Raw genomic sequence first — 16,323 nt, forward strand, 5'->3', positions numbered from 1 at the left:
ATAATTTTACCGATTTTGACTTACTATACCCATAAAGGTAATTAGGTCAATTGCTCAAGGATGGATTCGCAAGTGCCATACATCGGTTTGCACCAACCACCGATTCTCTGTTAGTATATGCTACCTGTTACTATTTCCCGTCAACGCTTTAGCTATATTTTCTTATTATGCAATAATTTACTACAAGTTTCTCTCACTTGCAATAGTTTTATACACAATTTTATTTAGATTCTTTCACCATATTCACAAAATACTGCGTAATACGATGATCTTCTGTTAATTCTGGATGGAAAGAGCAACCAAGGAATTGGCCTTGTCTTGCCGCTACAATTCGACCGTTGTGCTTGCAAAGTACTTCCACGTCTTCTCCAACTTCCACAATATGTGGAGCACGAATAAAGACACCTACAAAATCATTTGCAATTCCGGCAATCGTTAGCTCAGCTTCAAAGCTATCTACTTGTCTACCGAATGAGTTACGCTCTACCGTTGCATCCATTAATCCTAAATGTGGTTCATCATAGCCTACAATTTGCTTAGCGATTAAAATAAGTCCTGCACAAGTCCCGAAAACAGGTTTGCCACTTGCTCCAAACTCACGTAATGGCTCCATAAAGGAATACTTATCAATCAAACGGCGCATTGTGGTGCTTTCCCCACCAGGAATAATTAATCCATCAATCTCAGCAAGCTGTTCTGCTTTTTTCACTACTATTGCCTCTGCTCCAGATGCTTCAATGGATTTCACATGCTCCCGAACTGCACCTTGAAGTCCCAAGACTCCAACCTTCACCATGATTCAAAACTCCTTTACTTACCAACCACGATCTTGCATGCGATTTTCAGGTAATAATGTAGAAATTTCAATACCTTTCATAGCAGAACCTAATCCTTTAGAAAGGCTAGCAATTAACTCATAATCTTGATAGTGAGTTGTTGCTTCTACAATTGCACGAGCGAATTTAGCAGGGTTATCGGATTTGAAAATACCAGATCCTACGAATACCCCATCAGAACCTAATTGCATCATTAACGCTGCATCTGCAGGAGTTGCTACTCCACCAGCGGCGAAGTTAACTACTGGAAGACGACCAAGACGCTTGATTTCAAGAAGTAATTCGAAAGGAGCTCCGAGTAACTTCGCTTCTGTCATTAATTCATCTTCGTTCATACCTACTACTTTACGAACTTGAGCATTTACTTTACGAATGTGACGAACTGCTTCTACGATATTCCCTGTACCTGGCTCACCTTTTGTACGAAGCATAGAAGCACCTTCACCGATACGACGAGCCGCTTCACCAAGGTCACGACACCCACAAACGAATGGTACTTTATATTGACGTTTGTCTAAATGATATTCTTCATCAGCTGGTGTTAATACTTCACTCTCATCAATATAATCAACACCCATAGCTTCTAGAATACGAGCTTCTACAATATGTCCAATACGAGCTTTTGCCATGACTGGAATAGTAACAGCCTTCATTACTTCTTCCGTGATAGTAGGATCAGCCATACGAGCAACTCCACCCGCTGCACGAATATCAGCAGGAACACGCTCTAAAGCCATTACTGCAACCGCACCAGCTTCCTCTGCGATCTTTGCTTGCTCTGCATTTACAACGTCCATAATGACGCCGCCTTTTTGCATTTCTGCCATTCCGCGTTTTACACGATCAGTACCTGTTAGTGTCATCGAGAATTCCCCCTGTATGTAGACTATTAGAAACACTTAAATAAATGGACCTTAGTCCTTTATGATTTACTTACACGTTCTTTATTTTACATCAATTCCAAAAAAAATCCTAATAAATTTCATTAGATATTATAAAAGTAAAATCATTATACTCCATTACATGCCTACCTTATAATTTTCCGCCAACAAAAGCGCTAGCGCCTCGTTCAGCCCCGACCAGCACAAGGCAAGCACGGCTAGAGGTTGCTTGTTAACCTCTAGATGGGCATGACTTGTGACCTCGAGGGGCAAGGCGCTAGAGCTGGGCGTCACTCCCCTTACTAAAAACACATTCACCGCACGTTTTTATACTTCTTATTCTAAAAAAAGTGCCGAAAGACCCCATATAAAGTTGTCTTTCAAGCACTTATTGTTTACTTCTATGAAAATAATCCTTTTACTGCACTAGATACAGTTGACCATAAATCTGCAAAAAAGCCGCCGATACCACGCATGGTTAAGATAAACCAGTTCGCTTTTTCTACACCCTCTTTTGTAACAAGGTCAGCCTGAGCACCATCTACTTCTTGATCAAACAAGTAGCCAAAATCTTCATTATCTCCAGTGTAATTCACTGTCATATATCCTACTTTTATTCCTTCTTCAAAAGGAGCCGTGATTTCTTTGTCTTCACTTACAATTTTTTCATCAAACACATATAATGGCTCGAAATTCTCTTCCTCACCACGTTTTACTAATACCTTTAATGCTTCATCTGTTTCGACATCTACACTTTTGTCTTTCCCTTTTAATACCTTCAAATTAGAGTTTTCATCAATCTGGTATTTAGCAGGGAAGATTTCTTTCACGGCGTAGTTAGCATAACCATAATCGAATAACTTCCTGGTTTCGTCAAAACGGGCCTCAACATCTGGGTTGCCATTTTCATTTTTCGCATTCATTACCACGGAAATAAAACGCATTCCTTCTCTTTCCACTGTTCCAGTAAAAGAATATCCGGCAAAATCAGTAAAACCTGTTTTGATTCCGTCTACCCCTTCATAGCCTTTAATAAGTGAAGGGACCATCCAGTTCCAGTTAGACATGTCAATTTGATCTTCTGTGCCTTCTCTAAAGGACTTCTTAGGGATACTGGATGTCTCAAGTAGCTCTGGGAAGTCTTTTAATAAGTGATACGCTAATTGTGCTGTCGCACGAGCTGACATCACATTTTCTTCATCCTTTGCCGTACCATCTGGATGCATACCATATAAATCACTGTTATTTAAACCTGTCGAATTTACAAATTTATAATCTTTTAGTCCTAACTCTTCTGCCTTTGCATTCATCATGGAAACGAAGCTTGATTCTGAACCTGCTACCATCTCAGCTAATGCAATCGTCGCTCCATTTGCTGAATAAATTGCCATTGCTTCATAAAGCTCTTTTGCATTATACGTACCATCTCTTCGTAGATGAACATTAGATAAGCTTGTATCCTGAGAAACAGTATGCACATATTCAGTCACATTGTACTGATCATCCCACTCTAATTTACCTTCACTTACAGCTTCAAGGATTAAGTATTCTGACATCATTTTAGTCATACTAGCGATTCCTAATACTGTATCAATATTTTTCTGATAGATGATTTTCCCTGTACTTTGTTCAAGTAATAAGGCTGCTTCCGCATTTATATTTAAATGATCCTTTTCCTCTGCTTGTACATCTTGTATGGAAAAAATCGTAGTTACTAATGTAATGGCTAATAAACTAGCAATAAAACGTTGAATATTTTTTTTGGTCACGATAAATTACCCTCCAGAAACTTTTTCACATAGTCGTTATTTTAACACACTATATACAAAAAAAATAGACAGAGAAAGACTTGTTCTTTCTCTGTCACATCTATGACTAAGCAACTAGAAGATTGTTATGAAATGGAATAGTTGGGAGATTCTTTTGTGATTTGAACATCATGTGGATGACTCTCACGTAGACCCGCACCAGTCATTTTAATAAACTGAGCATTTTCTCTTAAGCTTAATAAATCTTTTGTCCCACAATACCCCATACCAGAACGAAGTCCACCTACAAGTTGATAAATCGTATCCGATACCGGTCCTTTATAAGGAATACGTCCCTCAATACCTTCGGGAACAAATTTCTTATTATCCTCTTGGAAATAACGATCCTTACTTCCTTTTTCCATTGCTCCAACAGAACCCATACCACGATATACTTTAAATCTTCTACCTTGGAATATTTCTGTTTCCCCAGGACTCTCTGTCACACCGCCTAACATGCTTCCAAGCATTACTGCATGTCCACCTGCTGCAATTGCTTTTACGATATCTCCTGAATATTTAATTCCGCCATCTGCAATAATAGAAACACCATGCTTGCGAGCTTCTGTTGCACAATCGTATACCGCTGTTATTTGAGGTACTCCAACCCCTGCTACAACTCGAGTCGTACAAATTGAACCAGGCCCGATTCCCACCTTTACTACATTCGCTCCTGCTTCGATAAGATCTCTTGTCGCTTCAGCAGTAGCAACATTTCCAGCAATAATATTTAACTTAGGGTATAAGCTTCTTAGTTTCTTTACTGTATCCAATACTCCTTGTGAATGGCCATGTGCTGTATCTACGACAATCGCATCCACGCTAGCTCCTACCAACTTCTCTACACGAAGCATGGTATCTCCAGTTACGCCAACAGCCGCTCCTACTAACAATCGGCCTTGTTCATCTTTAGAGGAATTTGGAAACTCAATAACTTTTTCAATATCTTTTATCGTAATTAGACCTTTTAATATGCCTTCATCATCAACTAGAGGGAGTTTTTCAATTTTGTATTTTTGTAATATGCTTTCTGCATCAGCTAAAGTTGTACCAACAGCTGCAGTTACTAAATTGTCTTTTGTCATGACATCGGAAATAGGGATAGAGAAATCCTGAATAAAACGTAAATCGCGGTTAGTAAGAATTCCGACAAGCTTTTGTTCTTCTTTGCTGTTCACAATTGGCACACCTGAAATTCTATACTTGCCCATTAAATGTTCCGCATCAAATACTTGATGCTCTGGTGTTAGGAAAAATGGGTCTGTAATTACGCCTCTCTCAGAACGCTTTACTTTATCCACCTGCTCAGCTTGCTGCTCAATAGACATATTTTTATGGATAATACCTAATCCACCTTGTCTCGCCATTGCAATTGCCATTTCCGCTTCTGTTACAGTATCCATCCCCGCACTGATAATCGGAATGTTTAATTGCAACGTCTCCGTAAGCTTAACCTTTAAATCCACATCTCTCGGTAACACTTCAGATTTAGCTGGTACCAATAATACATCATCAAATGTTAATCCTTCTTTTGCAAATTTACTTTCCCACATGACAAAAATTTCCCCCTTAGATTTCTCGAATATATTTATAGTAGATTATCAACTGGACAAAATACTGTCAAGGATACTTATATAAGTTGGACTTTTCTAAAAATTTAGTTATTAACTAATTCACACAAGGAAGTGGAAGAATACATGACACACTCCAACCTAGAACGATTCCATCCTTTTCAATCTGTAGAAACAGCCCAAAAATTACTAAAAAGCAGTTACCAAAAATTAAATATCAATAATTCCGAACAAAAAAGCTACAATAACGCCTATAGCTTCATTTATTTTATCGAACATGGCCTAACCTACTTACAACAAGCTAAAAAATCACCTCTCTCTATTAAACCTGTCCTTTTATTTTATGGAATGGTTCAATTACTTAAAGCTTGTTTACTCACCGTAGATCCTTTGTATCCTGAATCAACAGCAGTACTTGCACACGGAGTATCAACAAGAAAAAGAAAAAAACAAAGCTATGAATTCATCCAAGACGAAGTGAAAATCCAGAAAAATGGACTATTTTCGCATGTTAGCGACAAAATGTTTCATGTGAAACAAATAGAAGGCACTAAGTATTCCATGCAAGATCTTCTCTTTTCCATCCCAGAGCTTGAACAAAGTATTAAAATAACCAAAAATAAAGTACCTTTTTTTCAAGTTGGACTGACAACTGATTTAATTATTGATATCCCTTATTCTATTTTAGATGACTATAAAATGACAAAGGATAGATTTATCCAATATTTCCAATCTCATACTTCTTACACATATGTAGCAACAAATGACAAACCCCAACACATAACGTTTAGTGGTACAAAGAACAATCATTCCTTAAGTTACTCGCCACTTCTCTATAACCATCAAAATTCTTCACTATCTTTACCAAGAAAAAAGGAATACCTAACTTTCTTACCTGAAATACTAGTGCATTACTTACTGCTTTACAACTTAAGTATGATCTGTCGCTATGAAACTGAATGGTGGGGAGAGCTCCTACATACATTCAATAGCAGCGACCTATCGCTCATAACCGAATTTTTAAATATATCCTCTGAAAAGATTGCTTATTATTTAAATACATTTTTATTGTCGGCTTTTGATTTGGATTAAAGTAAGGAAGAAAATAATTCAAATTCTTATTTAAGAGGGCTGGGTATTGATCATGCCGCTTGTAGTCCTCTTAACCTCCTTATGCCCCGTGTTCCCGGTATCCCCCCCCTTAACCTATGATAGCGTGAAATTCTCTAAAGAAAATCGCCTAATTTCATAGATAGGTTAGACTTAGGCTTTTCTAAAAATGTACTTCTATAATCTACTCCTTAAGTCTTTACTGTCTCTGCAAATCCATGTTTACCTTTCGACTTTGCCCTCACGCCAACACAAAAAAAGACTAGCAGCTTATCAGCACTAATCTTTTCCCTACTCGCCTGGCAACGTCCTACTCTCACACAAGGGGGTAACGCTCAACTATCATCAACTTGTGGAACCCCTGATAAGCCCTCTTCGTCAGCCCGGCCTTGTCCGTTCCTCGTGTACTAGAAGGACGTTTCCGATGGCATGTTCAGTCTGCTATTCATTATTAGAGTCTATTTTTTACTAAAAGCTCTTTTAACAAATTCTCTATCATCTCCTCCTAGCTTCACCTCAATCTTTTTTATTCATCGTTTCCTCATTCCGAACTTCTAATCACCACTGCAACATCCAGACAACACAAAAAAAGACTAGCGCCTCATCAGCACTAATCTTTTCTCTATTTGCCTGGCAACGTCCTACTCTCACAGGGGGACAGCCCCCAACTACCATCGGCGCTGAAGAGCTTAACTTCCGTGTTCGGTATGGGAACGGGTGTGGCCTCTTCGCCATCATTACCAGACATATTAAGTTGAAGGATGTTCCTTCAAAACTAGATAACGTATTTTCATATCAAGATTCACTAGTATCGTTCATTGTTTTTGGGTTAAGTCCTCGATCGATTAGTATTCGTCAGCTGCACATGTCGCCACGCTTCCACCTCGAACCTATCTACCTGATCATCTTTCAGGGATCTTACTAGCCGAAGCTAAAGGAAATCTCATCTTGAGGGGGGCTTCATGCTTAGATGCTTTCAGCACTTATCCCGTCCGCACGTAGCTACCCAGCTATGCCTTTGGCAAGACAACTGGTACACCAGAGGTGCGTCCATCCCGGTCCTCTCGTACTAAGGACAGCTCCTCTCAAATTTCCTGCGCCCACGACGGATAGGGACCGAACTGTCTCACGACGTTCTGAACCCAGCTCGCGTACCGCTTTAATGGGCGAACAGCCCAACCCTTGGGACCGACTACAGCCCCAGGATGCGATGAGCCGACATCGAGGTGCCAAACCTCCCCGTCGATGTGGACTCTTGGGGGAGATAAGCCTGTTATCCCCGGGGTAGCTTTTATCCGTTGAGCGATGGCCCTTCCATGCGGAACCACCGGATCACTAAGCCCGACTTTCGTCCCTGCTCGACTTGTAGGTCTCGCAGTCAAGCTCCCTTGTGCCTTTACACTCTACGAATGATTTCCAACCATTCTGAGGGAACCTTTGGGCGCCTCCGTTACTCTTTAGGAGGCGACCGCCCCAGTCAAACTGCCCACCTGACACTGTCTCCCAGCCCGATAAGGGCTGCGGGTTAGAATTTCAATACAGCCAGGGTAGTATCCCACCGACGCCTCCACCGAAGCTAGCGCTCCGGCTTCTCAGGCTCCTACCTATCCTGTACAAGCTGTACCAAAATTCAATATCAGGCTACAGTAAAGCTCCACGGGGTCTTTCCGTCCTGTCGCGGGTAACCTGCATCTTCACAGGTACTATAATTTCACCGAGTCTCTGGTTGAGACAGTGCCCAGATCGTTACGCCTTTCGTGCGGGTCGGAACTTACCCGACAAGGAATTTCGCTACCTTAGGACCGTTATAGTTACGGCCGCCGTTTACTGGGGCTTCGGTTCAAAGCTTCGCTTGCGCTAACCTCTCCCCTTAACCTTCCAGCACCGGGCAGGCGTCAGCCCCTATACTTCGCCTTACGGCTTCGCAGAGACCTGTGTTTTTGCTAAACAGTCGCCTGGGCCTATTCACTGCGGCTCTCTCGGGCTTTAACACCCTAACAGAGCACCCCTTCTCCCGAAGTTACGGGGTCATTTTGCCGAGTTCCTTAACCAGAGTTCTCTCGCTCACCTTAGGATTCTCTCCTCGCCTACCTGTGTCGGTTTGCGGTACGGGCACCATACTCCTCGCTAGAGGCTTTTCTTGGCAGTGTGAAATCAGGAACTTCGGTACTATATTTCCCTCGCCATCACAGCTCAGCCTTATATGAGAAGCGGATTTGCCTACTTCTCAGCCTTGCTGCTTGGACGCGCATATCCAACAGCGCGCTTACCCTATCCTTCTGCGTCCCCCCATTGCTCAAACGGAGTGGAGGTGGTACAGGAATATCAACCTGTTATCCATCGCCTACGCCTTTCGGCCTCGGCTTAGGTCCCGACTAACCCTGAGCGGACGAGCCTTCCTCAGGAAACCTTAGGCATTCGGTGGAAGGGATTCTCACCCTTCTTTCGCTACTCATACCGGCATTCTCACTTCTAAGCGCTCCACCAGTCCTTCCGGTCTAGCTTCAACGCCCTTAGAACGCTCTCCTACCACTGTTCAAAGAACAGTCCGCAGCTTCGGTGATACGTTTAGCCCCGGTACATTTTCGGCGCAGAGTCACTCGACCAGTGAGCTATTACGCACTCTTTAAATGGTGGCTGCTTCTAAGCCAACATCCTGGTTGTCTAAGCAACTCCACATCCTTTTCCACTTAACGTATACTTTGGGACCTTAGCTGGCGGTCTGGGCTGTTTCCCTCTTGACTACGGATCTTATCACTCGCAGTCTGACTCCCATAGATAAGTCTTTGGCATTCGGAGTTTGACTGAATTCGGTAATCCGATGAGGACCCCTAGTCCAATCAGTGCTCTACCTCCAAGACTCTAACATATGAGGCTAGCCCTAAAGCTATTTCGGAGAGAACCAGCTATCTCCAGGTTCGATTGGCATTTCACCCCTACCCACACCTCATCCGCTCACTTTTCAACGTGAGTCGGTTCGGGCCTCCATTCAGTGTTACCTGAACTTCACCCTGGACATGGGTAGATCACCTGGTTTCGGGTCTACGACCACGTACTCATTCGCCCTATTCAGACTCGCTTTCGCTACGGCTCCGTCTCATCGACTTAACCTTGCACGGGATCGTAACTCGCCGGTTCATTCTACAAAAGGCACGCTATCACCCATTAACGGGCTCTAACTACTTGTAGGCACACGGTTTCAGGATCTATTTCACTCCCCTTCCGGGGTGCTTTTCACCTTTCCCTCACGGTACTGGTTCACTATCGGTCACTAGGGAGTATTTAGCCTTGGGAGATGGTCCTCCCTGCTTCCGACGGGATTTCTCGTGTCCCGCCGTACTCAGGATCCACTCAGGAGGGAACGAAGTTTCAACTACAGGGTTTTTACCTTCTACGACGGACCTTTCCAGGTCGCTTCATTTACCCCGTTCCTTTGTAACTCCATGTTGAGTGTCCTACAACCCCAAGAGGCAAGCCTCTTGGTTTGGGCTAATTCCGTTTCGCTCGCCGCTACTCAGGAAATCGCATTTGCTTTCTCTTCCTCCGGGTACTAAGATGTTTCAGTTCCCCGGGTCTGCCTTCAGTACCCTATGTATTCAGGTAAAGATACTACTCCATTACGAGTAGTGGGTTTCCCCATTCGGAAATCTCCGGATCAAAGCTTACTTACAGCTCCCCGAAGCATATCGGTGTTAGTCCCGTCCTTCATCGGCTCCTAGTGCCAAGGCATCCACCGTGCGCCCTTAATAACTTAACCGTTGACAAACTTAATTGTCGTGTTTTTCGATAACAGCGATGTTATCTAAAAGAAAATTACTAAGATGAACGATACTTGTGAATGTATCTTGATATTACTTACGTTATCTAGTTTTCAAAGAACATACATAGCGACTGATTTCCATCATATTAAGGAGGAATTTCAGTGCGTATATAATCATTTGAGAGAATGCTCTCTCAAAACTAAACAAAACAAACAGCGTCTTTTTCCTTAGAAAGGAGGTGATCCAGCCGCACCTTCCGATACGGCTACCTTGTTACGACTTCACCCCAATCATCTGTCCCACCTTAGGCGGCTGGCTCCAAAAGGTTACCCCACCGACTTCGGGTGTTACAAACTCTCGTGGTGTGACGGGCGGTGTGTACAAGGCCCGGGAACGTATTCACCGCGGCATGCTGATCCGCGATTACTAGCGATTCCGGCTTCATGCAGGCGAGTTGCAGCCTGCAATCCGAACTGAGAACGGTTTTCTGGGATTGGCTCGACCTCGCGGTTTTGCTGCCCTTTGTACCGTCCATTGTAGCACGTGTGTAGCCCAGGTCATAAGGGGCATGATGATTTGACGTCATCCCCACCTTCCTCCGGTTTGTCACCGGCAGTCACCTTAGAGTGCCCAACTGAATGCTGGCAACTAAGATCAAGGGTTGCGCTCGTTGCGGGACTTAACCCAACATCTCACGACACGAGCTGACGACAACCATGCACCACCTGTCACTCTGTCCCCCGAAGGGGAACGCCCTATCTCTAGGGTTGGCAGAGGATGTCAAGACCTGGTAAGGTTCTTCGCGTTGCTTCGAATTAAACCACATGCTCCACCGCTTGTGCGGGCCCCCGTCAATTCCTTTGAGTTTCAGTCTTGCGACCGTACTCCCCAGGCGGAGTGCTTAATGCGTTAGCTGCAGCACTAAAGGGCGGAAACCCTCTAACACTTAGCACTCATCGTTTACGGCGTGGACTACCAGGGTATCTAATCCTGTTTGCTCCCCACGCTTTCGCGCCTCAGTGTCAGTTACAGACCAGAAAGTCGCCTTCGCCACTGGTGTTCCTCCAAATCTCTACGCATTTCACCGCTACACTTGGAATTCCACTTTCCTCTTCTGCACTCAAGTTCCCCAGTTTCCAATGACCCTCCACGGTTGAGCCGTGGGCTTTCACATCAGACTTAAGAAACCACCTGCGCGCGCTTTACGCCCAATAATTCCGGACAACGCTTGCCACCTACGTATTACCGCGGCTGCTGGCACGTAGTTAGCCGTGGCTTTCTGGTTAGGTACCGTCAAGGTGCGAGCAGTTACTCTCGCACTTGTTCTTCCCTAACAACAGAGCTTTACGACCCGAAGGCCTTCATCACTCACGCGGCGTTGCTCCATCAGACTTTCGTCCATTGTGGAAGATTCCCTACTGCTGCCTCCCGTAGGAGTCTGGGCCGTGTCTCAGTCCCAGTGTGGCCGATCACCCTCTCAGGTCGGCTACGCATCGTTGCCTTGGTGAGCCGTTACCTCACCAACTAGCTAATGCGCCGCGGGCCCATCCATAAGCGATAGCCGAAACCATCTTTCAATAAAGAACCAGGAGGTTCTTTATATTATCCGGTATTAGCTCCGGTTTCCCGAAGTTATCCCAGTCTTAAGGGCAGGTTGCCCACGTGTTACTCACCCGTCCGCCGCTAACTTACAAAAGCAAGCTTTTGTAAGTCCGCTCGACTTGCATGTATTAGGCACGCCGCCAGCGTTCGTCCTGAGCCAGGATCAAACTCTCCAATAAAGAGTTTGAGCATTTGCTCAAAATTTAACTAGCTTGTGTTACTTTTTCGTTCTTTGTTAATCATTATAGATTAACGTGGACGCTGTTGTTTTGTTTAGTTTTCAAAGAACTTTTTATTTGAGTTTCGCTAAAAGCGACCTCTTCAATATACCATTATTCATCATTCCGTGTCAACATCTTTTTTAAATTCTTTTTTCGAAGAATGTTAATGTTTTGTTGCTCTTGCTGCTGACTTGATTGATTATAGCACGGGGTTTGTCCCGATGCAATTACTTTTTTAATATATTTTAAAGTTTCTTTTATGTAGGTTTTTTTGGAGGAAACAAAAGGGATTAGAGGACGTATTACGGATGGTGGATCAAGGTCAAGCTACTAAAGTGTTATCTCTTATAAAAACGCCCCCAAGATTAACAGTACCAATCCTAATAGCGACTCCCTCCATTTTAACCCGTCTTCCGAGCAAATTGTGGTGCAAGGTGTGAGACTCCTGCTAAAAGAAGCGTGGTTAGGGATACTCATATAAGCTCCTTGACTACCTTCTTTCTTTTTCCTTTGCTGAGGTCATGCTTTTCCTTTCTTTTAAAATCTATGGCCTCAGACACTCACTCTGAGGTCTTACTTTTCCTTCCTGTCATAGTCATAATCCATGCCCTCAGTCAGACACTCACAAACACCTACACCAGATCTACTAGGAGTAGAAATAGGTAACCTACTCTATTTTCAGGATTCCCTTCAAAATAAAAAAGGTCAGTTACACAAGCTGGTAACATGACCTTTTTTAAATCATATTTAGAAATGCACTTGGTGGAAGAGACTATTTTATAATCTCTTCCACATATAAATCTACTTCTTGGTTTAGCGTAATAAATTGCTCAGTATCCACTATTCTCACCATTGGTCTAGTTGGAGTTCTGGAATCTATGAAGACTACCTCTGCGATTTTTCTATTAGATAATCTCAATTTAGCTCCTACGCTAAATTTACAAACACTATTTGTTAGAGCTTGCACAACCGCTAAGTCATATTTACCGAAAGTTTCATGCTTTAATTGTTCTATTACTTTGAAAGGAGATTGTTTACTACGATATTTTCTTGGAGAAGTCATCGCATGAAAAACATCTGCAACTGCAAGGATCTTTGTATAGTGGTGTATTTTATCTTCAGACAATCCAAAAGGATAGCCACTTTTATCGTATCGTTCGTGATGCTGTAGCACTGCAAGTTTTATTTCATCCTGTATAACTGGCTGTTTACTGACCATCTGGTAACTATAGATAGGATGTTCTTTTATTTGATCGAACTCTTCCTTTTTTAGTACCGCAACATTCTTTATGATTTTCTGATCAATTCGAGACATTCCACAATCCATTAGAAAGCCAGCTATTCCTACTTGAATAATGTCTTTCTTTTTATATCCCAATGACTTAGCGATAGATGCTGCGATGATGGATACGGCTACAGAATGATGGAAGATATACTCTTCTTCATTTGTATAATGATAAACAGTAAATACTTCTTCGGGATAGAGCAGCGATTTTTCAATCATTGGTATGATAGAGTTACGAACTTCTGCATAATCAATTGGTGCTCCAGATAGCCAAGTACGATAGAGCTTTTTATAACTTTGAGTTGCTTTAAAGTACATTTGCAAAAAGGAGTCCTCTCTTCGATTCTCCTCCTTAATAGGTAGAAGTTGCGGATTGAATGGCTGACCATTTGAAAGGAAAGCTTCTATTTCGACTTCATCTATTAAAAAAAGCTCTAAAATTTCTATATGTTGACTAGTAAGGACTGTTCGTTTTGTCATGATTGGTTTAGTAGTAATAGATTTAACTTCCTTCGCTAAAATACACCCTTCCACCAGCTGCTCAGTTTTCACTAACATAAACGCTTTCCTCTCCTTAGTTCTTAATACACAAAGAGGAACACATAGAGTGTTCCTCTTTGAACGTAGACTATTTGTACTTCTTATTCTTCGACCTCATCATTCGAAATTCCTTCTTCTAAATTAGGATCTTCTAATTCTAAGTCGTCTGTTCCTTCTTCTTCTTTATCAACTCTTGCCACTGTAGTTACAAATTCAGTGTCTGCTAAACGAATTAATTTAACACCTTGCGTGTTACGTCCCATTTGCGAAATTCCATCTACAGACATACGAATTAATACACCACTAGCTGTGATAAGCATTAAATCTTCATCTGTTGTGACAGTTTTCACCGCTACAAGTTCTCCGTTTCGCTCGGTGATATTACATGTTTTTATTCCTTTACCACCACGACTTTGAATGCGATATTCCTCAGCAGGAGTTCGTTTGCCATAACCGTTTTTCGTAACAACTAATACATCCAAATCTTCTTCGAGTAATTCCATTCCAACAACTTCATCGTTTTCAGAAATGGTAATTCCTTTTACACCTGTTGCGGTTCTACCCATTGAACGTACATCAGTTTCATGGAAACGAATGAGCATTCCTTTTTTCGTACCAATAATCATTTCCTTTGTTCCATCCGTCATTTTAACGGAGATTAACTCATCGTTATCACGGAGTCCAAGTGCGATTAGACCACCTTTTCGGATGTTTGCAAATTGAGATAATGGTGAACGTTTTGAAATACCATGTTTTGTTGTAAAGAATAAGTACCAATCATCTACAAATTCTTCCACAGGAATAATGGCATTTATCCATTCTCCTTTTTCAACTTCAAGAAGGTTAATAATTGGAATCCCTTTTGCTGTACGACTGTATTCTGGAATTTCATAACCTTTTGCACGGTATACTTTTCCTTTGTTTGTAAAGAATAAAAGCGTATCGTGAGTAGAAGTTGTTAAGAGATGCTCTACAAAATCGTTTTCATTCGTACCCATCCCTTGTACACCACGTCCTCCTCTTCTCTGACTACGGTATGTAGAGAGTGGCAGACGTTTAATGTATCCATTATGCGTTAAGGTAATAACAACGTTTTGGCGCGGAATTAGATCCTCATCCTCGATTGCTTCTAAACCTCCAACCATAATTTCTGTACGACGGTTATCATTAAAGCGTTCTTTAACTTCGATTAACTCTTCACGGATAATTTCTAGTACCTTTTCTTCATCAGCAAGTATTGCTTTTAATTCGGCAATTATCTGCATAAGCCCTTGGTACTCTTCTTCAATTTTCTCACGCTCTAAACCAGTTAAACGCTGTAGGCGCATATCTAAAATGGCCTGAGCTTGTTTTTCTGATAAAGTAAATTCTGTCATTAAACCTTCTCTAGCTATTTCTGCAGTTTGGGAGCTACGGATTAATGTAATAACTGCATCCAAATGATCGAGAGCAATACGTAAGCCTTCTAAAATATGCGCTCTCGCTTCAGCTTTACGCAGCTCAAAAGCAGTACGACGCTTAATTACTATTTTTTGATGCTCTAAGTAATGATATAAACATTGTTTTAGGTTTAAAACTTTTGGCTCGCCGTTCACCAAAGCTAACATATTAATTCCGAAGCTAGTTTGTAAGGATGTTTGTTTGTATAGATTGTTTAATAAGACATTAGCATTGGCATCTTTTTTCACTTCTATCACGATGCGCATTCCATTACGGTCAGACTCATCACGTAGATCCGAGATACCCTCTATTTTCTTATCACGAACAAGATCAGCAATTTTTTCAATTAGTCTTGCTTTATTGACCTGGTATGGTAATTCATGAACAAGGATAACCTCTCTACCATTTGGTTTTTGCTCAATCTCTACAAGGGCACGTATTGTAATGGAACCTCGTCCTGTTTCATATGCACGGCGAATACCACTTCTACCTAGAATTTGCCCTGCTGTTGGAAAGTCTGGACCTGGTATGATTTCCATAAGCTCTGGAATCGTAATATCAGGATCTTTACTTACAGCTAGAACTCCATCAATAATTTCCCCTAGCTGATGGGGTGGAATGTTGGTTGCCATCCCTACAGCGATACCAGAAGCACCATTTACAAGAAGGTTTGGGAATCTCGCCGGAAGCACAACTGGTTCTCTTTCAGAACCATCATAGTTATCTTGATAGTCAATAGTGTCTTTATTAATATCACGTAAAATCTCCATTGAGATCTTGGACATTCTTGCCTCTGTGTAACGCATGGCTGCCGCTGCATCTCCATCGACTGAACCAAAGTTCCCGTGACCATCAATTAGCATGTAACGGAAGTTGAAATCTTGCGCCATACGAACCATCGTGTCATACACCGCTGAATCACCATGTGGGTGATACTTACCGATAACTTCTCCAACGATACGGGCAGACTTTTTATAGGCTTTATCGGCAGTCATTCCTAAATCATTCATCGCATATAGAATACGACGATGAACTGGCTTTAAACCATCACGAACATCTGGAAGTGCACGAGATACGATAACGCTCATTGCATAATCTAGGAAAGACGTTTTCATTTCCTGACTAATATTAATTTCTTTAACTTGAGAGGACCTCTCTGACATAAATATGAACCTCCTTGCGAAATTCAGTTTCTTACTGAATTCGCTCTATGTAACCCACAGGATAAACAAACTACCCAGGCAAACGCGCGACATACAAAAGCTGCT

General features: G+C 42.1%; 7 protein-coding genes, 3 rRNA genes and 1 other annotated feature (1 of these 11 running past the window's edge). Of the genes, 1 reads left to right on the forward strand and 9 read right to left on the reverse strand.

What is annotated here, in order from left to right; translation table 11 throughout:
* Positions 1-153, reverse strand: a binding site (T-box leader) (it extends 86 nt beyond the left edge of the window).
* Positions 154-220: 67 nt separating this feature from the next.
* The 4 genes from pdxT to guaB all read right to left on the reverse strand — a co-directional run bounded on the left by pdxT (position 221) and on the right by guaB (position 5,078).
* The gene (pdxT, locus tag BK580_RS00400) at positions 221-796 is read right to left on the reverse strand and encodes a pyridoxal 5'-phosphate synthase glutaminase subunit PdxT (protein WP_078378424.1); all 576 of its coding nucleotides are present in this window, start codon (positions 794-796) and stop codon (positions 221-223) included.
* 18 nt (positions 797-814) lie between these two features.
* Positions 815-1,699: a pyridoxal 5'-phosphate synthase lyase subunit PdxS gene (gene pdxS / locus BK580_RS00405; RefSeq protein WP_078378425.1), complete on the reverse strand. Its 885-nt coding sequence runs from the start codon at positions 1,697-1,699 to the stop codon at positions 815-817.
* Between the two features lie 419 nt (positions 1,700-2,118).
* The gene (locus BK580_RS00410; RefSeq protein ID WP_235863969.1) at positions 2,119-3,486 is read right to left on the reverse strand and encodes a D-alanyl-D-alanine carboxypeptidase family protein; all 1,368 of its coding nucleotides are present in this window, start codon (positions 3,484-3,486) and stop codon (positions 2,119-2,121) included.
* Between the two features lie 125 nt (positions 3,487-3,611).
* Positions 3,612-5,078, reverse strand: coding sequence for an IMP dehydrogenase (guaB, locus tag BK580_RS00415; RefSeq protein WP_078378427.1), 1,467 nt, complete (start codon positions 5,076-5,078; stop codon positions 3,612-3,614).
* A gap of 144 nt (positions 5,079-5,222) precedes the next feature.
* Here guaB and BK580_RS00420 point away from each other — a divergent pair, with 144 nt between their 5' ends.
* Positions 5,223-6,188 carry a YaaC family protein gene (locus BK580_RS00420; RefSeq protein WP_078378428.1) on the forward strand — a complete coding sequence of 322 codons (966 nt, stop codon included), beginning with the start codon at positions 5,223-5,225 and terminating at the stop codon, positions 6,186-6,188.
* A 646-nt stretch (positions 6,189-6,834) separates the two neighbouring features.
* On the opposite strand, the gene rrf is transcribed toward BK580_RS00420, so the two are convergent.
* From rrf to gyrA, 5 genes are all read right to left on the reverse strand, one after another.
* Positions 6,835-6,951 (reverse strand): 5S ribosomal RNA (gene rrf, locus BK580_RS00425).
* Between the two features lie 80 nt (positions 6,952-7,031).
* Positions 7,032-9,963, reverse strand: a 23S ribosomal RNA gene (locus BK580_RS00430).
* A gap of 235 nt (positions 9,964-10,198) precedes the next feature.
* A 16S ribosomal RNA gene (locus BK580_RS00435) occupies positions 10,199-11,748 on the reverse strand.
* Together the 16S, 23S and 5S rRNA genes form the textbook arrangement of a ribosomal RNA operon.
* 814 nt (positions 11,749-12,562) lie before the next feature.
* Positions 12,563-13,633, reverse strand: coding sequence for an HD-GYP domain-containing protein (locus BK580_RS00440; protein ID WP_078378429.1), 1,071 nt, complete (start codon positions 13,631-13,633; stop codon positions 12,563-12,565).
* Between the two features lie 83 nt (positions 13,634-13,716).
* A complete protein-coding gene (gyrA, locus tag BK580_RS00445) occupies positions 13,717-16,218 on the reverse strand; it encodes a DNA gyrase subunit A (RefSeq protein ID WP_078378430.1) in 2,502 nt (833 codons plus the stop codon).
* Positions 16,219-16,323: the final 105 nt, after the last annotated feature.

Source organism: Sutcliffiella halmapala (genome assembly GCF_002019665.1).
GTDB classification, from domain to species: domain Bacteria; phylum Bacillota; class Bacilli; order Bacillales; family Bacillaceae_I; genus Sutcliffiella_A; species Sutcliffiella_A halmapala.

Coding starts and splice junctions, on each gene's coding strand:
- pdxT (WP_078378424.1), bottom strand. CDS start 796: ATGGTGAAGGTTGGAGTCTTGGGACTTCAAGGTGCAGTTCGGGAGCAT.
- pdxS (WP_078378425.1), bottom strand. CDS start 1,699: ATGACACTAACAGGTACTGATCGTGTAAAACGCGGAATGGCAGAAATG.
- guaB (WP_078378427.1), bottom strand. CDS start 5,078: ATGTGGGAAAGTAAATTTGCAAAAGAAGGATTAACATTTGATGATGTA.
- BK580_RS00420 (WP_078378428.1), top strand. CDS start 5,223: ATGACACACTCCAACCTAGAACGATTCCATCCTTTTCAATCTGTAGAA.
- BK580_RS00440 (WP_078378429.1), bottom strand. CDS start 13,633: ATGTTAGTGAAAACTGAGCAGCTGGTGGAAGGGTGTATTTTAGCGAAG.
- gyrA (WP_078378430.1), bottom strand. CDS start 16,218: ATGTCAGAGAGGTCCTCTCAAGTTAAAGAAATTAATATTAGTCAGGAA.